The organism is Hyphomicrobium sp. DMF-1 (assembly GCF_027886585.1).
In the GTDB taxonomy this organism is placed as follows: Bacteria; Pseudomonadota; Alphaproteobacteria; order Rhizobiales; family Hyphomicrobiaceae; genus Hyphomicrobium_C; species Hyphomicrobium_C zavarzinii.
The window spans coordinates 3431863-3453101 of the sequence record NZ_CP115706.1 but is presented as its reverse complement, the minus strand read 5'-3'; the positions used below and the strand labels follow the sequence as shown (position 1 = coordinate 3453101).

Sequence of the window (21239 nt, the reverse complement as noted above, 5' to 3'; positions counted from 1 at the left end):
TGGCGGGCCTGAGCTGCGTCCCCGCTCGCATCTCGGGCACGCGGGCCATAAGGCCCTCGGCCCCGATGCATGGTCTCTCTCCCGAGGGCCTTGCGTCGGGGCCCGCAAGCCAAAGAGAAGAAGCGCGCCGGGCCTCTCGTGATCCGGCGCGTTTTTCTTTGAACGCAGTTTGTCAGGCGGATGCGCGCTGAGCGCTGTCGGACAACGCGCCGGACTTCTGAAGCGTCGCTATTCGCTATCCCCCGTTCCAAGGCCGAGAGGGGACAGTCGCGGCAGCGGCACGCCGTCCGGCCGCACGCGCAACAGCTCGAGGCAGTGATGCTTGAGCCGTCCGAACTCCTGCGAGGCGACGATGTCGGTCGAGCGCGGGCGTTTGAAGGGAACCGGGATCTCCTCCAGAATACGCCCAGGCCGGGGGCTCATCACGATGATGCGGTCGGCGAGAAACAGCGCCTCGTCGATGTCGTGCGTCACGAACACGATGGTCGTGCGCACGCGCGTCCAGATGTCGAGCAAGAGCTCCTGCATCATCATGCGCGTCAGCGCGTCGAGGGCGCCGAACGGCTCGTCCATCAGCAGGAGGCGCGGCTTGTTGACGAGCACGCGTGCGATCTCCACGCGCTGCTGCATGCCGCCGGAAAGCTGCTTCGGATAGCGCCCGGCGAAATCGGCCAGGCCGACCAGATCGAGGATCGCGTCGGCCTGCCGCCGTCGCTCTCCTTTTGCGACGCCGCGCATCTTGGGACCGAACGCGACGTTGTCTCGCGCGGTCTTCCACGGGAACAGCGTATGGTGCTGGAACACGATGCCGCGATCGGGATGCGGACCCGTGACAGGCGCGCCATCCACATGCAACTTTCCCGAAGCCGGCGCGATATGCCCGGCCAGAGCGCCGAGCAGCGTGGACTTCCCGCAACCGGACGGCCCGATCACGCAGACGAGTTCGCCGGGCTCGATGGAGAAGCTCACCTCTTGCACGGCTTCGAATGCCTGCGCACCGCGGCCGAGCCGGATCGAAACGTCCTGCGCCTCGATGCGGCCAAGCTCCGGTCGGGCCAATCTTTCGCGTCCGCTCATCAGCGTGTCTCCCCCACCGTGTGCCAGGGCGTGAGACGCGCGCCGATCCAGCGCAGGAGCGCGCTCGAGCCCATGCCGAGCAGGCCGATCAGGATCATGCCGACGATGATGTCGGCGTAGTTCTGGATCGTGTACGCTTCCCACGTGTAGTAGCCGATGCCGAACTGACCCGAGATCATCTCGGCGGTGACGAGGCAGAACCAGCTCGTGCCCATGCCGATCGCAAGTCCCGTCACGATGCTCGGGGCCGCGCCGGGAAGCACCACCTCGCGCAGGATGGCGCCCGGCGTTCCCCCAAGGCTTTTGGCCGATGCCACCAGACGCGGATCGACGCTCTCGACGCCATGAATGGTGTTGAGGAGAATGGGGAACAGCGCGCCGATGAAGGTGATGTAGATCATCGAGGCCTCCGACGAGGGAAACAGCAGGACCGCGAGCGGAATCCACGCCACCGCCGGGATCGGACGCAGGATCTCGAGCGGCGGCAGGAGGATATCGGCCGCCCGCCGCGAGCGCCCGATCGCAAGTCCGAGCGCGATCCCTGCGAAGGCCGCGATCGCATAGCCGGCCGTGACGCGGGCCAGGCTGCTCCTCACGTGGTCGACGGCCTTCGCGGACTGCACGAAGGCGATCGCCGCCTCGAGCACTTCGGTCGGCGGCGGCACGTTCACGAACGTGACGAGGCCGAGGTTGAGCCGCAGCGTCGACGCCGTCTGCCACACGAGGAGGAAGACGGCGATCGATGCGGCTCGGAGTGTCCACCGGGCGAGCCCGGTATCGCTCGATGAGGCCACGCCTTTGACCTCAGTTGCTGGCCAGAACCGCGGAGCGGGCGCCGGGGAAGTCGAGAACCTTCCCGCCCTTCTCCTTGGCCCAGGCTTCCGCCTGCTCCTTGAGCAGGAAGGCGCTCACCTCGCCGGTATCGGCGCGCACGAACCAGGCCTGGTTGCCGAGCAGCTTGATGCCGCTGTTGCGATCCTGGGCGTAGAGCACGCGGATGGTCTTGCCCTCGGCCTCGATCGTCTTGAGGGCCTTGAGTGCGTTCTCGGCCGAGGCGTAGTGGCGAACCAGAGGCTCGTCCTTCACCCAGATCTGCGCGACCCGCTTCGGATCCTTGATCTCTTCGCCCGTCACCGCGTCCTTGGCCTTGAGCGGGAGCTGGTCATAGTTTTTGAGCGCGGCGTCGTAGTCGCGGCCCGAGGCTTTGAAAGCCTCCTTGATGAAGCGATCCGAAACGAAGCTGTCGACGTCGATGCCTTGGTCGGCCTTCTTGAGCAGCTTCAGCGTCTCGATGGAGGTGCCGACGGCCTTGCGATACTCGGGCTTCCAGGTGAGGTCGCGCGTCTGAAGGCCGAGAGGCCCGTGGAACAGGTAGTTCACCTCCGCCTCGACGCCCGTGATCTTCGCCACCAGCTCGCTGTACTTCTCGGGCTCCTCGGCGAACAGCCGGTCGGCTTCGAGCGCGGCCTGCAGGAACGCGACGACGATCTCCGGGTACTTCTCGGCATAGGCCGCATCCACGAGGCCGCCATGGAACGTGGGCCCGTCGGCCTGCGAGCCGTCATAGATCTTGCGCGCGAAGCCCCGCCACGGGAACAGCTCGGCGAAGGGCACGAAGTCGGCATGCGCCTCGATCTGGTTCGACTGCAAGGCAGGCCCTGCCACTTCGGGAGCCTGCGTGATGATCTTCACGTCCTTGTCGGGATCCCAGCCCTGCGCCTTGATGGCGCGTAGCAGCAGGCCATGCGAGGTCGAGGCGAACGGAACCGAGATGGTCTTGCCCTTGAGATCGGCGATCGACTGCACCTGGGAGATGGCGGGAACCACGATGCCATTGCCGGAGCCCTTCACGCTGCCTGACAGCACGGTAATGAACAGGCTCTTGCGCCCCGCTTTCTCGTGCGCGACGCCGTTGAGCGAGCCCGGGAAATCCGCCATCAGGCCGAAATCGAGCTTGCCCGCGATCTGCTCGTTGGTGATCGGAGCGCCACTCGTGAAATTCTTCCACTGAATGTCGTAGGTGACGTCCTTGTACTTGCCGTCTTTCGGCAAATATTTCTCGAGCAGCTTGAGCTCGCGCACGAGCAGCCCGCCGGTTGCGGTGTTGATCGTGGTGTCCTGGGTGCCGATGGCAACCCGGACGGTCTCGGCTGCGTTAGCCGTCGTGGCGAAGCTGCTCACGGTGAGCAGCAACGCCGAGAAGAGCGTTTTCAATCGCATGGATATCCCTCGTGCCAAGCCCGGTTCCAAGTCCGGTTCAGGTTTCCGCAGACGCGCGCAGGGTGATGTCCACGCGCTCGCAAGGTTGCGGTGAGGGAGTGACTGTGCAGGTCGTCCAAGGGACCATGAAGCAATTAGTTTACAGGCCTATTAGACTGTTTTCTCATATGATTTTTTAGATAAGCATATCGGAAATGCTGGCAAGAGGGCGGGCGCTCCGGCAAGGCGAGGCGCCCGCTCGAACACGAGGGATGCAAAAGATGAGACTGCTGAAGGCGATGATCGTTGGCGCGGTGCTCTGTGCCGGATCGGCGGCGCATGCCGACGATCCCGACCTGATCTTCAGGAAGACGACCGTATGGAAGTTCCTGTCGCCGGATCACAAGCTCGGCACGTATGCCATCGACGATCCGGACGTGGAAGGCGTGGCCTGCTATTTCACGGTGCCCGAGAAGGGCGGCTGGATCGGCTGGCTCGGCCTTGCGGAGGAGCTGAGCAACGCCTCGCTCTCCTGCCGCCAGGTCGGTCCCATAAAGTTCAAGCGTAAGCTGCAGCAGGGCGATGAAGCCTTCAGCCAGCGCCGCTCGCTGATTTTCAAGCGCATGCAGATCGTGCGCGGCTGTGACGCCAAGCGCAACGTGCTGGTCTATCTCGTCTACACCGACAAGATGATCGAAGGCAGTCCGGAGAACTCCACGTCGAGCGTGCCGATCAGTCCGTGGGGCGAGACGACACCGCCCGCCAAATGCGCCGACTGGATCAGCAACTAAGAAGCGCCGCCGCTCAGTCGACCTTTTCGGTGGCCTTCAGCCTCTTCAGGATCTCGTCGGCGATCACTTGATAGTTGCCGTCGAAATGGTGGCCGCCCGGACGTTCGATCCGGGTGGCGCCATCCATTCCGGGCAGCACGCAAGCCGTGCTGTTGTCGTCCTTCTCCTCGACGCCGTAGAAGCAGAGCACCTTGGATTTCGGGAGCCCCGCGAGGTACGGCTTCACATCGATGTTCGTCGAGGGCGCCATGCCGAGCCAACCCGATACCGACACTTCGAGATCGAACGTCGGCTCGAAGCCAAGCAGCGCGATGACCGTCGTCCGCTCTTGCGTGTTGGGTTCGAGCTCCGGCCAAGCCATCGGCAAGACGTCCGCGCCGAACGAGTAGCCGGTCAGCGCCAGCGATTGCAGTTTCCATTTTTCCCGATAGTGATCGGCGATCCGCTCGATGTCGGCCGCGATTTGGCTCGGCTCCTTCCGGCTCCAGAAGTAGCGGAGCGAGTCGAGCCCGACTACCGCGACGCCCCGCTCCGAGAGATACTCGCCGATCTGCTTGTCGATATCGCGCCAGCCGCCGTCGCCGGAAAGCAGGATGAGCAGCGTCGTCGCCGTGCCTTTCGCGGGTAGCTCCGTCAGCGGCAGGTCTGCGAGTGCCTGGCCGGTCGGCGGCTTCATGTCGAACAGGGCTTTTATCGCCGCATCGAACCGCGTCGCATCGTCCCCGGGAACGATCTGGATCGCCGTCTGCTCGGGCTTCGCCGCAAAGGCCTTCACCGCGTCCGAAGGCGCATTGTCCACCACCAGTGCCCAGGGCGCGGGCAGATCGTCCTTGGGATCGTAGGTGATGCTGCCGCGGTTGTCGGACGCCACGGGCGCGCCGTCGCAGATCGGACGTTTGGTCGGAAAGCTCGGGGAGAAGCCGAGGCTCACGGCGCCGCCCGCGGTGTTTGCAGGCGCCTGCGCGAGGGCGAGATAGGCGAGCGTGCCGCCCTCGCCGGTGCCGAGCAGCAGCGGCCATTGCCAGTCCGTCATGCCGAGCTTGCGCTGGGCATTGCGCGAAAGGTCCTCGAAATCTCCGAATACATAGTGGCAGGTGTCGTCGTTGTGCTTCGCGAACACGGCCTTGAGCGCTGCGAGATCGATCAGCGCAACCGCCGCGTTCTGCGCGACGAGCTTGTCGGCTTCCGCCAGACGCTCGCTGGTCAGCCCGTCCGTTCCCGAAATGAAGATCACGAAATGCTTGGGCTCCTCGGCGGGCGCGAGGATCTTGATGGTGCCGAGCGTGTCCTGGGTGAGGCTGATGCTGCGCGTTTCGGCAAGCGCCGGGAGACTGAAAAAGCTCGCGAGCAAGGCCGCGAGCGGCAGGACAAGACGCCGGAGATTGAAACCGAGCGGCTTTGGCTGGGGCGTCATCAAGTCGTCTCCTCGGTGCGCGCCCGGGAAGGCGCGGTGGCGATCAGCGTCGTCACGTCGATCAGGATTTGCGGCAGAAGCACGCCGCTGGGATAAGCGAGGTATTTGGGGCGCCATTCAGGCCGGAATTTGCTCTTGAACGAGCGCAACCCTTCGAATTTGTAGAACCTGTCGCCGTGGCGTGAAATCCACGTCGCCATGCGGCTCCAGAGCGGCGCGAGGCGGTGTCGCGGCAGGCCCGACAACGGTGCCATCCCGAGATTGAACCAGTGGTATCCCTCTGTCTTGGCGTAATCCATGAGCGCGGTGAATAGGAAGTCCATGGTGCCGTTGGGTGCCTCGTGGCGAACGCGCATGATGTCGATGGACATCTCGTTGCGGTTGGCGCTGCGCCAGATGTTGGCAAAGGCGGCGATCCGGCCGTTGATGCGCACGATGGCGATGTCGTGTTGCGTCATGTATGCGTCGGTCCAGTAGCCGAGCGAGAAGCCCTTCTCCTTTTGCTTCCGTTCCTTGAGCCACGCATCCGAGACGCGCCGGAGCTCCGGTAGAACCGGCGTGACGTTGGCCGCAGGCACCACCTCGAAGGTGGCGCCCGTGCGCTGCGCCTTGGACATGGCGTGTCGCAGCTTGCGGCCTTCCGCGCCGTCGAGCGTGAACGCGCCGAGATCGACCCACGCCTCCTCGCCGAGTTTCACCATGGAGAACCCGGCATCGAGATAAATGGGAAGGTTCTCGCTCGAGACCTGGTAGAACGCCGGCACGCCGGAGTTCCGGTCCACAAGCTCCTTGAACTGCCAGACAAGCGCCGCGACCTCGTCGTCGTCGCCGTTGACGATGGGATCGCCCATTGCGATCCAGCTCGATCCCTGCGTGCCGAACATCACGAAGCCGGTCTTCTCGGCGTTGAACAGGAAACGTTTGTCGCCGATCAGCGCCAGATTGGCATGGGCGAACTCGGACGCCGCCGCGATCGAGCGCGCCGTGTCGAGCTCCTCCCGCGAGGCCGTGTTGCGTGCGGGCGCGGCGCGGTTGATCAGTCGATAGACGACCGTGATCAGAACGGTGACGGCGATACCGACGGTGGCCCGGAGGAAGCGAGACGCGTCCCCTCTGTACGCGAAATCCCACCACAGCGTGTCGTCATAGGCCACGTCCCGGAAGGCGATGAAGCCGATCCAGATCGAGGTGATGGACGCAAGCCCGATCGCCAGGATCTCGCTCGGCTGCAGCGCGCCCGAGAGAACGCCGCCCTTGCGATAGAACCACCGGTTGCCCGCGATCAGAAGGCCCGCGATAGTGAGGCACACCACGGCCTCCTCGTAGTCGATGCCTTTGAGCAGCGAGAACGCCGCCCCGAGCAGCAGGAGCGTCGTCGCGACGCGCCAAGCGCTTTCGAGCCGCCGGGCGAGACCATAGGCGACGATCAGCAACAGCGTGCCGGCTATGCTGGCGACGAAATGCGAGGCTTCGACGAAGGGCAGCGGCACCGCATAGCGCAGGATGGCCATGCGGTGATGCTCGGCGGGTAGCGAGCCGGACACCATGAGGATGAACCCGCCGAGGAAGACGAGAATGGCCGACACCAGCGGAATCGAGGCGCCGAGCGACGAGCCGAGCCGCTTGGCATGTTTCGCGAGCGCCTCCTGCCGTTCCCTGAGTTCCAGAAAGGCGAGGGCGCCCGCCGCGAGCCCCATCGGCAGAAGGTAATAGAGGAAGCGGAACAAGAGCAACGAGGCCAGAAGGCCGCTTGCGGGTGCCGTGGGCAGGGCCAGAAGGATGATGCCCTCGAACACGCCAAGTCCACCCGGAACGTGGCTGATCACGCCGAGCGCGATGGCGGAAACGAAGATGACCAGAAAAGCTGGAAAGCTGAGCGTCACTTCGGAGGGCAGCAGAGCCCACAGCGCGAAGCCCGACGCCACGATGTCGGTTGCGCCGACGAGCAGGGCGAGCCCGGTGACGGTGCCGTCGGGAGCAGGCACGTCGAGGCCTGGAATCTTGGGGCGCCGCGTCGCCGTATACCACCAGCTCCACAGGACGAGACCAATCAGGGCGAAGCCCAGGGCCCGCGCGCCGGCTTCCGGCATGGAGAGAACGGTCTCCGCGACGTCCGGCGCGATCACGAGCGAAAGCCCCGCCACGGCGGCGATGCCGGTCCAGATGGCGAGCGCCGCGAACACGCTGGTCGCCAGGATGTGGTCCGGCTTGACCCCGGCCGCGCCGTAGAGGCGCATTCGCACCGCGCCCCCCGTGAGAATTCCGAAGCCGAAATTGAACGTGAACGCCTGGCTCACGAACGACGTGAGCGCGACCGTGCTGAACGGGATGCGCACGGCGCCGAGATGGCGGAGCGCGAGCACATCGTATCCCGTGAGCGCGAAATAGGAGATCGCGGTTCCGAGGAGGGCGAGCGCGATCTGATCGCTCCGCGTTTGAGCGAGCGCCACGCGCACCTCGTGCCAGGAGGTGACCTCGATCTCGTGATAGAGCGCGAAGCACACGATGGCGAACAGCACCAGCACCACGCCCGCTCGCACGCGTGAGTTTCCGGCGAGCCGGGCGAGGCGGCTGCCTGCGAGCACCGGCGCGTCGATGGTCGCCGCCTCGCCCGCGTGCGGGTCCGCTCCGGGGCTCGTCACGCGTTCTGCGGTTGCATTCGAATTATGCTTGGCCATCTGGTTCGCTTGGTCTTCTGCCGGCTGGATGCAGCCTTGACGACACGCCTCAATCGCACAACGGGCAAATCGCGCAAATGTATCAAGTCCTGCCTGCCGGCGCCTTGCTGTCCGTGAAACCGCGGGGCGGAGGGGAACGCCGCCGCACGCCCCTGGTTATTCTTCAAATGCGACCTATGTGTTGGAAGGATGCACGAGGACGTGCCCGGTGAAAAACGCGTTCATAAATCGTAGTAATTGGCTCGGCATTTTGGTCGCCCTGGTCTGCGGCGCGGTGGCGAGCTTGGCGTTTGCCCTCGGCGAAGCCGACGGGCGATCCTCCAGCACTGGCCGCGCCTCCCCGGAAACAACCGCCATTGCGAGCCTGACAGAGGGCGGGTCCCTCTGGCTCGATCCATGGGCTAGCCCTGAAACCGGGGGTGATCCCGGCCTGGCGGTGCTCGGCAGCCTTGCCATCGCGGCCCTGTTCGGCACTGCCTTTCTGCGCGCGGCGAGGCCCGCACGCATAGCCCTCATTCCGGTCTGTCGCGTTCGCAATGGTCCGACGCGCGGGCCCCCTTCAGCCTGACCTCACTTTTTTGCGACTGGCCTCTGGCAGCGGGAATGTCCTGGTTGCCCGGAGCCTGCCCTTTCGCCGGGGAAGGAGATTTCGCTCCACGCGAACCAAGAAGGAGTAAGGCAAATGAATGCAGTCTCGAAAATAGCCGCCGCTTGCGCGGGTGGCGTTGTAGCGATCGGTCTTGCCGCGGGAGCGGCGGGAGCCGCTGGCGGCCATATGCCGATGGGCGGCATGGGCATGCCGCATATGAGCATGGGCAGCCCTCACATGGGGCACGCGATGGGACACGCGCCCATGGCACACCATATGGAACATCACATGGGGCCGATCCACACGGCTCACATGCATCCCGGTCACGACCATCATCATTTCCATCACCGCCATGGTGTCGTGTTCGGGCTCGGCGACGTCTATGTGGGAGACTACGGCTACTACAGCTGCGGCTACGAGTATTCCCGCTGGAAAGCCACTGGCAGCCCGTATTGGCGTGAGCGCTACTACGACTGTGTAGACTAGCAGGTAGGAGATGCGGCGGCCCGGCCAGAACCTGCGAGCCGCCGCATGAGGTAAGTTTCCGCGCCTCCGACACGATCCGGGGCGGCGCGGCCGCAAGATGATATCGTTGGAGCTTTCGCCGCCATGATGGGATCCTGGTCACGCGCCACGCGGCGCTGCGTGATAGCCGCAATGATGGCGGCGTCGGTAGGCGCCACGCTGAGCGTGGACGCTTTCTCAGCATCGAAATCAAAGCTCGATCGCGAGCTCAATCTCTTCGGCGAGGTTATCCAGCAGATCCAAGCCAACTACGTGGACAAGCCGGATGACGCCAAGATGATGGAAGGCGCCATCAACGGCATGCTGGCCGCGCTCGATCCTCATTCCTCGTACATGAGCCAGAAGGAATACGAGCGCATGAGCGAGGAGATTTCCGGAACGTTTGGCGGCGTCGGCCTCGAGATCCAGGCGGAGCATGACGCCATCCGCATCGTCACGGTGATCGGAGGAACGCCGGCCGCGAGATCCGGCCTCAAGTCCAACGATGTCATCGTGAAGATCGATAACGACGAGACTGACGGCATGCCGCTGGAGAAAGCCGTCGATCGCATGCATGGTGCGCCCGGTTCGAAGGTGACGCTCACCGTCACGCGCAAAGGTGTGGACGCCCCGATCTCCGTGACGTTGAGGCGCGAGATCATCAACGTCAGCCCTGTCGAGCAGCGTGCGGAAGGCAACGTCGCCTACATCAAGGTCACGACATTCAACGGCCAGACCGCCGAGAAGCTTGCCGCCGCCATCGCCGCGACGAAGAAGGCCATCGGCCCCGGTCTCAAGGGATACGTGCTCGATCTCAGGAACAATCCAGGCGGCTTGCTGGAGCAGGCCATAGCGGTGACGAGCGAAGCCGTTGCGAAGGGGCGCATCGTCAGCATCAAGGGCCGCAGCAAGACTGACACGACCGACTTCGACGCCGATGGCGCCGACCTCATGAAGGGCAAGCCGATCGTCGTCCTGATCAACGGTGCAACGGCGAGCGCCGCCGAGATCGTCGCAGGCGCCCTGCAGGACGACAGGCGCGCCATCGTCGTGGGCACACGCTCGTTCGGCAAGGGAACCGTCCAGACCATCCTTCCGCTCGGCGGATCGAAGGGCGCCCTGCGCCTAACCACGGCGCGCTACTTCACTCCGTCGGGCCGGTCCATTCAGGCCAAGGGCATCGATCCCGACGTTCTGGTGGAGGAGAAGGTCCCGGACAGCGTGAAGGCGGCCGCCGCCGAAGGGGCGCTGACCGGCGGGGAGCAGTCCCTCGCCAATCATCTGAGGAACCCGGATGGAGAGGCTGCCGAGGCTGGGACCGCGCGCTCAATCCCCTACGTTCCGGAGAGCTCAGCCGACGATACGCAGCTCCACTATGCGCTCGACTTCCTGAACCGGCTCCCGGCCGGGACGCTTCAGGTCAATGTGCCTCGCCCGGCGCCTGAGCTCGCGTCCCGAGCGCCGGCTCCACCAGCGCCGGCTGTCGTGCCGAACTGAGAGAAGCTGAGGAAGTCGTCCCGCAAGCTGCGCCAGCACCTTCCCAATCGCGCCGATTACACTTATAGAAGCGGGCCGAGCATCGGGCGGCGAGCCGCCAGTGCCCCTTCCAGGGGTAAGGCGTTATGAGGAAGCGTCCTCAAGCCGCTGTTTCGACTGAGTTTCGCGGGTGTAGCTCAATGGTAGAGCAGCAGCCTTCCAAGCTGAATACGTGGGTTCGATTCCCATCACCCGCTCCAATTTCCACAACATAATCAGCAGCTTATTCAACGCCTTGCGTCGCCGTTACATTGTTTCAAAAGACTGATGCTCTCGCGCTATTGCGATTTCCACACGCTGATTTTGCTGGTGATTTGCATCCTACCAAGCGTCAGCGAGTGCCAAAAGTGCCAAACCGGATATGCACAGTGCCAGGCTTGCTTGCCGAGTGATGCTGCGTACACTGAAAGCATATCAGATAGCGACATCACTATGGGACCATCAGAAACGTTAGGTGAGCAGCGGGTTCGTATCAGCTTCAATCCGGCGAACGCCGAGCGCGGGGGCGAAGTGGCCGACCGGGTGCGCGAAATAAAGGTCAAGAGCGCTGAACTCATCGACCTATGCGAAGCGCTCAAGCCGGAAGACCCACGGCTCGCGTCCCTCGCGCAGACAGCTTACGAGGAAGCCGCAATGTGGGCCGTGAAGGCGGCGACCGCCGCATAGGCGTCCCTTGAAAGTTCTGTGTGCTGTTCCCACTTCGCTGTCACGGAACAGCCGAGGCGTGTAAGGGGTCACGGGCGTACACCCAAAAAATCCCAAACTGCTAGCCTGGCGTGCGAAGATCGGCTGCTACATGGGCCTTCGCACATTACTTCGAGGAGACTGACCAATGACCTTGGTTGTCTGTCTTGAAGCCAGGCGACCGTGCGGTAGAAGCTACCGCCTCGCCCTCGGGTGCGCGTTGCATCTCGAATGGCTAAGATGGTGGCCGCTTTCGCGCGGTTGATCTAAGGGAAGGGCACCTCAGCGATGAGGTGCCCTTTTCCGTGTTCAAAGCACACCATACGCGCGCAGCATTCTCATCACTGCCGCGCCGGCGGCAACGATTGGCGCCCAACGCCGCACATGCTTCCACGCTCTCAACCACCGACGCTTCATCAGTCCCTCCAGCGCACGACCGAGCGCACGCAATGCGCCCTTTAGTCGTGAGACCGGAACCGAATCGAAGATTTAAGGGAGAGAAGTAGCCTGCACGCTGCTTGCGAAGGGTCAAGGGGCAATCGTGGGGAGTATGGGCTTTAACAGTCGAGAGGATTTTGTTCGCTACAGTTGTTGCACGCGTGAACCTCAACAAACGACACTGTATGCACTCCAGCGCACTCTGGCGCACAATATGGACGACGGATCACTTCGTCGGCGAATCGCGGAAGTCGCGCGGTCAAGAAAACAATGCGAGTATCGCCAACTCACGTCATCCTGCATCACCTTTTGTTATCTTGTTGCGTAAAGTCGAGTGCCAAAAGAGTGCCACGAGGTCAGTAAGTCATTGACGAGATTGAAGAGCATAAAGCCTTCCAAGCTGAATACGTGGGTTCGATTCCCATCACCCGCTCCAGTTTCCCGGCGCATGAAACGCGCCGTGGTCTGAGCCGCCGCGGAGCGCTCCTCATGATCGTCACCACCACCAACGAGCTTGAAGGCTATCGGGTCGTTCGCCACCTGGGCGTGGCACGGGGGCTGACAGTCCGGTCTCGATCCGTGGTCGGAAACATAGGCGCAGCCATACAAATTCTGTTCGGCGGCACCATATCGGTTTACACCAAGCTGGCCGAGGAGACCCGGCAGGAGGCGTTCGACCTGCTGATCAAGCAGGCCGAGGCCATGGGGGCCAATGCGATTCTCGCCATGCGCTACGATGCCAACGAGATTGCCTCGGCGGTGACCGAGGTGCTGGCTTACGGCACCGCCGTCGTCGTTGAAAAGACAGGCTGAACGGCGAAAAAACTCCCCTCCGTAAAGCCCGGAAAATGGGCCTGTTGGGGCGTTTGGACAGGCGCATGACCGGCCCGCAACGAGCAAGTCCAGAAAAAGGCGCTCGATAAAGTGTCCACAGGCGAGTGACAAACGTAAAAAGTTCAGCTAAGGATGCCGCCCCCGCATAAGGCATGTGCGCCTTTCGCGTCGACGAGGCGTGTACGAGCCGTGCGATAGGGGAGTAGCTCAATTGGCAGAGCGTCGGTCTCCAAAACCGAAGGCTGGGGGTTCGAGACCCTCCTCCCCTGCCAGCTGTTTGGGGCGGGATCGAATGAAGAGGGCGCGTGATCCGGCTCATAAGACGAACCCTTTAAACACAGGGCGCGTCAATCTGTCGCATGGCGCTTAGGAAGCGGTTTTGATGTCGAAGTTCAATCCGTTTGAATTTGTTCAAGAGGTACGGCAGGAGGTCTCCAAAGTCACCTGGCCGACGTGGAAGGAAGTGTGGATTACCACGCTGATGGTCCTCGTCATGGTGTCGTTGGCTTCAGCCTTTTTTCTCGTTACGGACCAGGCCCTTGGGCATCTGGTCAACATGGTGCTTGGACTCCGCGGTTGATCGGGCTTCAAGTGAGCCGGGTCGCGAGCGCCTTCACTGCGAAGGCAGGACATAGAGACGAATTGAGAATGGCCAAGCGCTGGTACATCGTTCACGCCTACACCAACTTCGAGCGCAAGGTGGCCGAAGCCATCAAGGAGCGCGCGCGGTCGGCTGGGCTCGAGCACCTTTTCGAGGAGGTGGTCGTGCCGACCGAGGAGGTCGTGGAGGTCAAGCGCGGCCGCAAGGTGCAGGCTGAGCGGAAGTTCCTGCCGGGCTACGTGCTGGTCAACATGGAGATGACCGACGCCGCCTTCGTGCTCATCAAGAACACGCCGAAGGTCACGGGGTTCCTGGGCGCCGACAACAAGCCGATCGCCATCTCCAACGAGGAGGCTGCCCGCATCCTCAACCAGGTGAAGGAAGGCGTGGAGCGTCCGAAGCCCTCGATCATCTACGAGGTGGGCGAGCAGGTGAAGGTCGTCGATGGACCGTTCGCCTCTTTCCAGGGCGAGGTCGAGGAAGTGGACGGAGAGCGTTCGCGTCTCAAGGTCGGCGTGTCGATCTTCGGGCGCAAGACGCCGGTCGAGCTGGAATTCGGGCAGGTGGAGAAGGTGCCAGCCTAAAACGACGAGCTTCCGGCGTAACCGCGCCGGTTGAGAGAGGTGAGCCGATGGTTCGGTCATCTCTCGAATGTGCGGGAGGGTTTGGGGCGAAAGCTCGGATCCGTGGACCGCTAACCCTGGGAAGCCTCGAGCTTCCTGCAGAACTTAGGGGATACGATGGCAAAGAAGATAGACGGCTACATCAACCTTCAGGTCCCGGCAGGAGCGGCCAATCCGTCTCCGCCGATCGGCCCCGCGCTCGGCCAGCGCGGCGTAAACATCATGGAATTCTGCAAGTCCTTCAATGCGAAGACGAAGGACCTGGAGCAGGGTACGCCGATTCCGGTGAAGATCACCGTGTTCTCGGACCGCTCCTTCACCTTCGAGATGCGCACGCCGCCGGCGACGTTCCTCATCAAGAAGGCCGCAGGCATGAAGCCCACCGGCAAGCCGGGCTCGGGCTCCAAGAACCCCGGCCGCGACGTGGCTGGCTCGATCACCATGGCTCAGCTCCGCGACATCGCGAAGGTGAAGCTCAAGGACATGAACACGGACAATCTCGACCAGGCCACCAAGACGATTGCCGGCTCCGCCCGCTCGATGGGCCTCAAGGTGGTGGAGTAAACCGATGGCGAAAGAAGCAGCAAAGAAGTCCGTTTCTGAGGACGCAGTGAAGGCGACGCGCGAAGCCGGCGGCAAGCGCAACGCGGCCGTCCGCGAAGGCATCGATCGGAACAAGGCTTACGGCGTTGACGAGGCCGTGCGTCTCATCAAGGCCCGCGCCAAGGCCAAGTTCGACGAGACCGTCGAGGTCGCGATGAACCTCGGCGTCGATCCGAAGCACGCCGATCAGATGGTGCGCGGCGTTTGCAACCTGCCGAACGGCTCGGGCCGTACCTCCCGCGTCGCCGTCTTCGCGCGCGGTCCCAAGGCCGAAGAGGCCAAGGCAGCCGGTGCCGACGTGGTTGGCGCTGAGGATCTGGTCGACATCGTCTCGAAGGGCACGATCAATTTCGATCGCTGCATCGCGACGCCGGACATGATGGGCCTCGTCGGCCGTCTCGGTAAGGTGCTGGGCCCGCGCGGCCTGATGCCGAACCCGCGCGTCGGCACGGTGACCATGGATGTCGCCTCCGCCGTCAAGGGCGCCAAGGGCGGCTCGGTCGAGTTCCGCGTCGAGAAGGCCGGTATCGTCCACGCCGGCGTCGGCAAGGCGAGCTTTACCGAGCAGGCCCTCGTCGAGAACATCAAGGCATTCGTCGAAGCCGTGTCGAAAGCCAAGCCTGCGGGCTCCAAGGGCACCTATATCAAGAAGGTGTCGCTGAGCTCCACCATGGGACCGGGCCTCAAGATCGAGACCGGCTCCGTCGTTTCGGCAACTCCGGCGGCCTAAGCCAGCCGAGTTGCTCGCAAGAATTCCGGGCCGCCTTTCGCAAGAGGAGCGGCCTGGGATCTCGGCAGAGAAGCCCCCGGGCCGATCTGCCGAGGACCTGTCCGAGATTGATGGGCGCCGATCCGGCTTGCCGGTGACGCATAATCCTCAGATGAGGGCCCGCATGAGACGGGAGACCACCCGGTTTGACGCCCGAATGGGCGCCTTGCCGGTATGAGCCTTCTGGGTCAGCACCGTGCCGTATTGCATGCGCGCGGTTGGACAGGACTAGCGTCGCGGCAACCTCCTCGCGGAGAACGCTGCGGCAGGGTGCAACCCGCGACCGGCCCGCGAACGGGCCAGTCGCAACCAGGAGTGAGCAGGTGGATAGAGCCGCAAAACAGGCGCTCGTGACGTCGCTCCACGAGGTGTTGAAAGACACCGGTGTGGTCGTCGTCGCCCACAACACCGGCATGGTGGCCGCTCAATCGGCAGAATTCCGCAAGCGCGTCAAAGAGGCGGGCGGGTCTGTCAAAGTGGCCAAGAACAAGCTGGTGAAGCTCGCGCTCAAGGACACGAAAGCCGAAGGTATCGCCGATCTCTTCGCCGGGCCGACAGTGTTGGCCTACTCGAAGGATCCGATCGCCGCGGCCCGTGCTGCCGTCAAGTACGCCAAGGAGAACGAGAAGCTCGTGATCCTCGGCGGCGCGATGGGAGCGTCCGTCCTCGACGCGAACGGCGTCAAAGCACTCGCCGACCTGCCTTCGCTTGATGAGCTGAGAGCAAAGCTGATTGGTCTCTTGAACGCGCCGGCGACGAAGATCGCCCGCACGGTCAAGGAGCCCGGTGCAAAGCTCGCACGCGTCATTCAGGCCAAGGCATCGCAAGGTGGCGAAGCAGCTTGAGCCTAATGTTGGGCATCACTGAACAGGCGCTCTCGGCACAAATGATGAAGCTGAGACAAAGCGCCCCTCTCGAAGGCTAAACCGGAAGGACTATATACATGTCGGATCTTGCAAAGATTGTTGAAGACCTGTCGAAGCTGACCGTTCTCGAGGCAGCCGAACTCGCCAAGCTTCTCGAAGAGAAGTGGGGCGTGTCGGCTGCTGCTGCCGTGGCCGTTGCTGCTGCTCCCGCCGCTGGCGGTGCTGCTGCTGCCGCTGAGGAGCAGACCGAGTTCACCGTCATCCTGAAGTCGGGCGGCGACAAGAAGATCAACGTCATCAAGGAAGTGCGCGCCATCACGGGCCTCGGCCTCAAGGAAGCCAAGGACCTCGTCGAGGCCGGCGGCAAGACGGTCAAGGAAGGCGTGTCCAAGGACGAGGCACAGAAGATCAAGAAGCAGCTTGAGGACCAGGGCGCGGTCGTCGAGCTCAAGTAAAGCAACTGGCAGCAGGCGGCGGGCATCAGGATTTTCCTGCTGCCTGTTGCCTGCGACCTGCTGCTTGGCCCGCGAAGCGGGCGCCGAAAGACGGTTCACCGGAGGTCCTCCGAGGGTTTCCCCCCTCGAAGAGGCCCTCCGGCGAGCCGTTTCAATGGTTCAAGACCACGAACGCTTCGGAGTCTGAGGCGGGAACGTCGGTCTGACGAAAAATTGGGGCGAAGCCGCTTTTCCTGGAAAAGCAACTTCGCTCGAGAACGAGGCGCAGGGGAGGGCGACCCCGGCGCTGGGCAAGAAAGTCGAGCGGTCGTGCAACCCCTGGCACGGCCCCGGGCGAGATGAGGAGCGGACATGGCTGAGACGTTCAACGGCCGCAAGCGTATTCGTAAGCAATTCGGGTCCATCCACGAAGTCGCGGAAATGCCGAACCTCATCGAGGTTCAGAAGAGTTCCTATGACGACTTCCTGATGGTCAAGGAGCCCCCGGGCGGCCGTCCTGACGATCATGGCCTTCAGGCTGTCTTCAAGTCCGTGTTCCCGATCTCCGACTTCTCCGGCCGCGCGACGCTGGAGTTCGTGCGCTACGAGTTCGAGCCGCCGAAGTACGATGTCGACGAGTGCATGCAGCGCGACATGACCTACTCCGCGCCGCTCAAGGTCAAGCTTCGCCTCATCGTATTCGATGTGAACGAGGAGACCGGCTCCAAGTCGATCAAGGACGTCAAGGAGCAGGACGTCTACATGGGCGACATGCCGCTCATGACGCTGAACGGCACCTTCGTCATCAATGGCACCGAGCGCGTCATCGTTTCCCAGATGCATCGTTCGCCGGGCGTGTTCTTCGATCACGACCGCGGCCGCACGCATGCGTCGGGCAAGCTGCTGTTCGCCGCCCGCATCATTCCCTATCGCGGTTCCTGGCTCGACTTCGAGTTCGACGCCAAGGACAACGTCTATGTCCGCATCGATCGCCGCCGCAAGCTGCCGGTGACGACGCTGCTGTACGCCCTCGGCCTCGACGACGAAGAGATCCTCTCGACGTTCTACAAGATGATCTCGGTCAAGGAGAGCAAGCGCGGCTGGAAGATGCCGTTCATGCCCGAGAAGATGCGCGGCATGACGCCTCTCGCCGACCTCATGGATGCCAAGTCGGGCGACGTCGTGGCCAAGGCCGGCGACAAGATCACGGCCCGCAAGGCACGTGAGCTCGCCGAGAACGGCCTCAAGGAAGTGCTCGTCTCGTCCGAGGACCTCGCCGGCCGCTACATCGCCGAGGACATCGTCAACCTCGAGACCGGACAGATCTACGCCGAAGCCGGCGCCGAGCTGGACGCGAAGCTGCTTGCCGAGCTCAAGGATCAGAAGGTCAAGGAATTCCACGTCCTCGACATCGATCACGTCAACATTGGTCCGTTCATCCGCAACACCCTCAACATCGACAAGAACTCGAATGGTGAGGAAGCGCTGATGGACATCTACCGGGTCATGCGCCCGGGTGAGCCGCCGACCATCGAGGCGGCGACCAACCTGTTCCACAGCCTGTTCTTCGACGCGGAGCGCTACGACCTCTCGGCCGTCGGCCGCGTGAAGATGAACATGCGCCTCGAGCTGGATGCGCCGGACACGATGCGCGTGCTGCGCCGCGAGGACATCCTCGCCGTCATCAAGACGCTGGTCGACCTGCGCGACGGCCGTGGCGAGATCGACGACATCGATCACCTCGGCAACCGCCGCGTCCGCTCGGTGGGCGAGCTGATGGAGAACCAGTACCGCGTCGGCTTGCTCCGCATGGAGCGCGCGATCAAGGAGCGCATGAGCTCGGTCGAGATCGACACGGTCATGCCGCAGGATCTGATCAACGCCAAGCCGGCGGCTGCCGCCGTGCGCGAGTTCTTCGGCTCCTCGCAGCTTTCGCAGTTCATGGACCAGACCAACCCGCTCTCCGAGATCACGCACAAGCGTCGTCTCTCGGCGCTCGGGCCGGGCGGCCTCACGCGTGAGCGCGCGGGCTTCGAAGTCCGCGACGTGCATCCGACCCACTACGGCCGCATCTGCCCGATTGAGACGCCGGAAGGTCCGAACATCGGCCTCATCAACTCGCTCGCGACGTTCGCGCGGGTGAACAAGTACGGCTTCATCGAGAGCCCCTACCGCAAGGTCAAGGATGGCAAGGTCACCGACACCGTGTCCTATCTCTCCGCCATGGAGGAGATGCGCCACCACGTCGCCCAGGCCAACGCCGACATCGACGCCAAGGGCAACCTCACCGAGGATCTCGTCACCGTCCGCTATCAGGGCGACGTGATGCTCGTGCCGAAGGACCGCGTCGACTACATCGACGTGTCGCCGAAGCAGCTCGTGTCCGTTGCGGCGGCGCTCATTCCGTTCCTCGAGAACGACGACGCCAACCGCGCGCTCATGGGCTCGAACATGCAGCGTCAGGCTGTGCCGCTCGTGAAGGCCGAGGCGCCGCTCGTCGGCACCGGCATGGAGGAGCGCGTAGCCCGTGACTCGGGCGCCGCCATCGCCGCCCGCCGCTCCGGCATCGTCGATCAGGTGGACGCGACCCGTATCGTCATCCGCGCGACGGACGAGACCGATCCGTCGAAGCCGGGTGTCGACATCTACCGCCTGCGCAAGTTCCAGCGCTCGAACCAGAACACCTGCATCAACCAGCGTCCGCTCATCAACGTGGGTGATCGCGTCGAAGCCGGTGAGATCGTGGCCGACGGCCCCTCGACGGACCTCGGCGATCTGGCGCTCGGCAAGAACGTGCTCGTCGCGTTCATGCCGTGGATGGGCTACAACTTCGAGGACTCCATCCTCCTCTCCGAGCGCGTCGTGTACGACGACATCTTCACCTCGATCCACATCGAGGAGTTCGAGGTCATGGCTCGCGACACCAAGCTCGGGCCTGAGGAGATCACGCGCGATATTCCGAACGTCTCGGAAGAGGCGCTGAAGAACCTCGACGAAGCAGGCATCGTCTACATCGGCGCCGAAGTGAACCCGGGCGACATCCTCGTCGGCAAGATCACGCCGAAGGGCGAGAGCCCGATGACGCCGGAAGAGAAGCTGCTTCGCGCCATCTTCGGCGAGAAGGCCTCCGACGTGCGCGACACCTCGCTGCGTCTGCCCCCGGGCGTGACCGGCACGGTCGTCGAGGTGCGCGTGTTCAATCGCCACGGCGTCGACAAGGACGAGCGCGCGATGGCGATCGAGCGCGAGGAGATCGAGCGTCTCGCGAAGGACCGCGACGACGAGCTGCAGATCCTCGACCGCAACGTCTATGCCCGCCTGAAGGACTCGCTCCTCGGCAAGGAGGTTGCGAAGGGTCCGAAGGGTGCGCGCAAGGGCACCGAGATCGACGAGCCCATTCTGGCTGACATTCCGCGCAGCCAGTGGTGGGAGATCGGCCTCAAGGACGAGAAGGCCCAGGCCGAGGTCGAGGCCATCAACAAGCAGTACGAGGAAGCCAAGAAGAGCCTCGAGCGCCGCTTCGTCGACAAGGTCGACAAGCTGCAGCGTGGCGATGAGCTGCCTCCGGGCGTGATGAAGATGGTCAAGGTCTTCGTCGCCGTGAAGCGCAAGATCCAGCCGGGCGACAAGATGGCCGGCCGTCACGGCAACAAGGGCGTCGTCTCGCTCATCGTGCCGTGCGAGGACATGCCGTTCCTCGAGGACGGCACCCACGTCGACGTTGTGCTGAACCCGCTCGGCGTGCCCTCGCGCATGAACGTCGGACAGATCCTCGAGACGCACATGGGTTGGGCGTGCCGAGGTCTCGGACGCATCATCGATGAGGCGTTGAAGGAGTTCCACGCTTCGGGCAAGGCCGATGAGCTGCGCGCGGAGATGGAGAAGATCTACGGCAAGGAGGTCATCAAGCCGGCCATCAAGGACGACGACCTCGCCTCCGTCGCCGAGAAGCTCACCAAGGGCGTGCCGATTGCGACGCCTGTGTTCGATGGTGCCAAGGAGCCGGACATCGTGCAGATGCTCGACGCCGCGGGCTTCGACAGCTCCGGCCAGGTTCGTCTCTACGACGGGCGCACCGGCGAGCAGTTCGATCGCAAGGTGACCGTGGGCTACAAGTACATCCTGAAGCTCCACCATCTTGTCGACGACAAGATCCACGCCCGGTCGATCGGTCCCTACTCGCTCGTCACCCAGCAGCCGCTGGGCGGCAAGGCCCAGTTCGGCGGCCAGCGTTTCGGCGAAATGGAGGTCTGGGCGCTCGAAGCTTACGGCGCGGCCTACACGCTGCAGGAAATGCTCACCGTCAAGTCGGACGACGTTGCGGGCCGCACCAAGGTCTACGAGGCGATCGTCCGCGGCGACGACGCGTTCGAGGCCGGCGTGCCGGAAAGCTTCAACGTGCTGGTCAAGGAGATGCGGGCGCTCGGCCTCAACGTCGAGCTTCTGAACTCCGATGCACCGGCCGTCGAGGCTCCGCCCGAGGCTTCGCCCGAGCGTCCGCGGCTTCCGCCTGCCGCCGCCGAGTAACAGGCGGCTACGACACCTGAGTCTCCTCCCTCCCTCGCAGGAGGGAGGCTGATTGCCAAGAATTTTGAGGAT

Annotated in this window: 17 protein-coding genes and 2 tRNA genes; 14 read left to right on the top strand and 5 right to left on the bottom strand. The window is 63.5% G+C overall.

Annotation, left to right across the window (positions count from 1 at the left end; translation table 11 throughout):
- Positions 1 to 228 precede the first annotated feature (228 nt).
- The 3 genes from PE058_RS15850 to PE058_RS15840 are packed head-to-tail and all read right to left on the bottom strand — an operon-like array spanning position 229 to position 3297.
- Entirely contained in the window at positions 229 to 1077 is an 849-nt protein-coding gene (locus PE058_RS15850; RefSeq protein WP_020087400.1) for an ABC transporter ATP-binding protein, read from the bottom strand.
- A complete protein-coding gene (locus PE058_RS15845; RefSeq protein ID WP_020087399.1) occupies positions 1077 to 1871 on the bottom strand; it encodes an ABC transporter permease in 795 nt (264 codons plus the stop codon). Before PE058_RS15845 ends, PE058_RS15850 begins: the two co-directional genes overlap by 1 nt.
- 10 nt (positions 1872 to 1881) lie before the next feature.
- Positions 1882 to 3297, bottom strand: a complete 1416-nt coding sequence (locus PE058_RS15840) for an ABC transporter substrate-binding protein (RefSeq protein WP_020087398.1) — start codon at positions 3295 to 3297, stop codon at positions 1882 to 1884.
- A 260-nt stretch (positions 3298 to 3557) separates the two neighbouring features.
- Between PE058_RS15840 and PE058_RS15835 the strand changes: the two genes are divergently transcribed.
- Positions 3558 to 4067 carry a CreA family protein gene (locus PE058_RS15835; protein WP_271028840.1) on the top strand — a complete coding sequence of 170 codons (510 nt, stop codon included), beginning with the start codon at positions 3558 to 3560 and terminating at the stop codon, positions 4065 to 4067.
- 13 nt (positions 4068 to 4080) lie between these two features.
- Here PE058_RS15835 and PE058_RS15830 read toward each other — a convergent pair whose 3' ends face one another.
- Together PE058_RS15830 and mprF are read right to left on the bottom strand one after the other, a co-directional pair.
- A complete protein-coding gene (locus tag PE058_RS15830) occupies positions 4081 to 5481 on the bottom strand; it encodes a virulence factor family protein (RefSeq protein WP_020087397.1) in 1401 nt (466 codons plus the stop codon).
- The gene (gene mprF / locus PE058_RS15825) at positions 5481 to 8159 is read right to left on the bottom strand and encodes a bifunctional lysylphosphatidylglycerol flippase/synthetase MprF (RefSeq protein ID WP_271028839.1); all 2679 of its coding nucleotides are present in this window, start codon (positions 8157 to 8159) and stop codon (positions 5481 to 5483) included. Before mprF ends, PE058_RS15830 begins: the two co-directional genes overlap by 1 nt.
- A 682-nt stretch (positions 8160 to 8841) precedes the next feature.
- On the opposite strand from mprF, the gene PE058_RS15820 reads away from it, so the two are divergent.
- From PE058_RS15820 to rpoB, 13 genes are all read left to right on the top strand, one after another.
- Positions 8842 to 9234, top strand: a complete 393-nt coding sequence (locus PE058_RS15820) for a hypothetical protein (RefSeq protein ID WP_271028838.1) — start codon at positions 8842 to 8844, stop codon at positions 9232 to 9234.
- A gap of 123 nt (positions 9235 to 9357) precedes the next feature.
- A complete protein-coding gene (locus tag PE058_RS15815; protein ID WP_271028837.1) occupies positions 9358 to 10749 on the top strand; it encodes a S41 family peptidase in 1392 nt (463 codons plus the stop codon).
- Positions 10750 to 10914: 165 nt separating this feature from the next.
- Positions 10915 to 10988: transfer RNA gene (locus tag PE058_RS15810), tRNA-Gly, on the top strand.
- Between the two features lie 67 nt (positions 10989 to 11055).
- Positions 11056 to 11454 carry an Acb2/Tad1 domain-containing protein gene (locus tag PE058_RS15805; protein WP_271028836.1) on the top strand — a complete coding sequence of 133 codons (399 nt, stop codon included), beginning with the start codon at positions 11056 to 11058 and terminating at the stop codon, positions 11452 to 11454.
- A 945-nt stretch (positions 11455 to 12399) separates the two neighbouring features.
- Complete coding sequence (locus tag PE058_RS15800; RefSeq protein WP_020087393.1) at positions 12400 to 12723, top strand: YbjQ family protein; 324 nt, start codon at positions 12400 to 12402, stop codon at positions 12721 to 12723.
- Positions 12724 to 12940: 217 nt separating this feature from the next.
- Positions 12941 to 13016: transfer RNA gene (locus PE058_RS15795), tRNA-Trp, on the top strand.
- A 110-nt stretch (positions 13017 to 13126) separates the two neighbouring features.
- Positions 13127 to 13324: a preprotein translocase subunit SecE gene (gene secE / locus PE058_RS15790; RefSeq protein ID WP_020087392.1), complete on the top strand. Its 198-nt coding sequence runs from the start codon at positions 13127 to 13129 to the stop codon at positions 13322 to 13324.
- Between the two features lie 68 nt (positions 13325 to 13392).
- The gene (gene nusG / locus PE058_RS15785; protein WP_020087391.1) at positions 13393 to 13929 is read left to right on the top strand and encodes a transcription termination/antitermination protein NusG; all 537 of its coding nucleotides are present in this window, start codon (positions 13393 to 13395) and stop codon (positions 13927 to 13929) included.
- A gap of 156 nt (positions 13930 to 14085) precedes the next feature.
- Complete coding sequence (gene rplK / locus PE058_RS15780; protein WP_020087390.1) at positions 14086 to 14532, top strand: 50S ribosomal protein L11; 447 nt, start codon at positions 14086 to 14088, stop codon at positions 14530 to 14532.
- A gap of 4 nt (positions 14533 to 14536) precedes the next feature.
- The gene (gene rplA, locus PE058_RS15775; RefSeq protein ID WP_020087389.1) at positions 14537 to 15301 is read left to right on the top strand and encodes a 50S ribosomal protein L1; all 765 of its coding nucleotides are present in this window, start codon (positions 14537 to 14539) and stop codon (positions 15299 to 15301) included.
- Between the two features lie 362 nt (positions 15302 to 15663).
- On the top strand, positions 15664 to 16185 hold the full coding sequence (gene rplJ / locus PE058_RS15770) for a 50S ribosomal protein L10 (RefSeq protein WP_026868245.1): 522 nt from the start codon (positions 15664 to 15666) through the stop codon (positions 16183 to 16185).
- A 98-nt stretch (positions 16186 to 16283) separates the two neighbouring features.
- Positions 16284 to 16661 carry a 50S ribosomal protein L7/L12 gene (rplL, locus tag PE058_RS15765; protein ID WP_020087387.1) on the top strand — a complete coding sequence of 126 codons (378 nt, stop codon included), beginning with the start codon at positions 16284 to 16286 and terminating at the stop codon, positions 16659 to 16661.
- Between the two features lie 351 nt (positions 16662 to 17012).
- On the top strand, positions 17013 to 21167 hold the full coding sequence (gene rpoB / locus PE058_RS15760; RefSeq protein WP_020087386.1) for a DNA-directed RNA polymerase subunit beta: 4155 nt from the start codon (positions 17013 to 17015) through the stop codon (positions 21165 to 21167).
- Positions 21168 to 21239 lie beyond the last annotated feature (72 nt).

Excerpts from the sequence above, each read along its gene's own strand:
- rplL (WP_020087387.1), top strand. The coding sequence starts at position 16,284 with ATGTCGGATCTTGCAAAGATTGTTGAAGACCTGTCGAAGCTGACCGTT.
- PE058_RS15800 (WP_020087393.1), top strand. The coding sequence starts at position 12,400 with ATGATCGTCACCACCACCAACGAGCTTGAAGGCTATCGGGTCGTTCGC.
- secE (WP_020087392.1), top strand. The coding sequence starts at position 13,127 with ATGTCGAAGTTCAATCCGTTTGAATTTGTTCAAGAGGTACGGCAGGAG.
- mprF (WP_271028839.1), bottom strand. The coding sequence starts at position 8,159 with ATGGCCAAGCATAATTCGAATGCAACCGCAGAACGCGTGACGAGCCCC.
- rplK (WP_020087390.1), top strand. The coding sequence starts at position 14,086 with ATGGCAAAGAAGATAGACGGCTACATCAACCTTCAGGTCCCGGCAGGA.
- rpoB (WP_020087386.1), top strand. The coding sequence starts at position 17,013 with ATGGCTGAGACGTTCAACGGCCGCAAGCGTATTCGTAAGCAATTCGGG.
- PE058_RS15850 (WP_020087400.1), bottom strand. The coding sequence starts at position 1,077 with ATGAGCGGACGCGAAAGATTGGCCCGACCGGAGCTTGGCCGCATCGAG.
- PE058_RS15815 (WP_271028837.1), top strand. The coding sequence starts at position 9,358 with ATGATGGGATCCTGGTCACGCGCCACGCGGCGCTGCGTGATAGCCGCA.
- PE058_RS15840 (WP_020087398.1), bottom strand. The coding sequence starts at position 3,297 with ATGCGATTGAAAACGCTCTTCTCGGCGTTGCTGCTCACCGTGAGCAGC.
- rplA (WP_020087389.1), top strand. The coding sequence starts at position 14,537 with ATGGCGAAAGAAGCAGCAAAGAAGTCCGTTTCTGAGGACGCAGTGAAG.
- PE058_RS15805 (WP_271028836.1), top strand. The coding sequence starts at position 11,056 with ATGCTCTCGCGCTATTGCGATTTCCACACGCTGATTTTGCTGGTGATT.
- nusG (WP_020087391.1), top strand. The coding sequence starts at position 13,393 with ATGGCCAAGCGCTGGTACATCGTTCACGCCTACACCAACTTCGAGCGC.
- PE058_RS15830 (WP_020087397.1), bottom strand. The coding sequence starts at position 5,481 with ATGACGCCCCAGCCAAAGCCGCTCGGTTTCAATCTCCGGCGTCTTGTC.
- PE058_RS15835 (WP_271028840.1), top strand. The coding sequence starts at position 3,558 with ATGAGACTGCTGAAGGCGATGATCGTTGGCGCGGTGCTCTGTGCCGGA.
- PE058_RS15820 (WP_271028838.1), top strand. The coding sequence starts at position 8,842 with ATGAATGCAGTCTCGAAAATAGCCGCCGCTTGCGCGGGTGGCGTTGTA.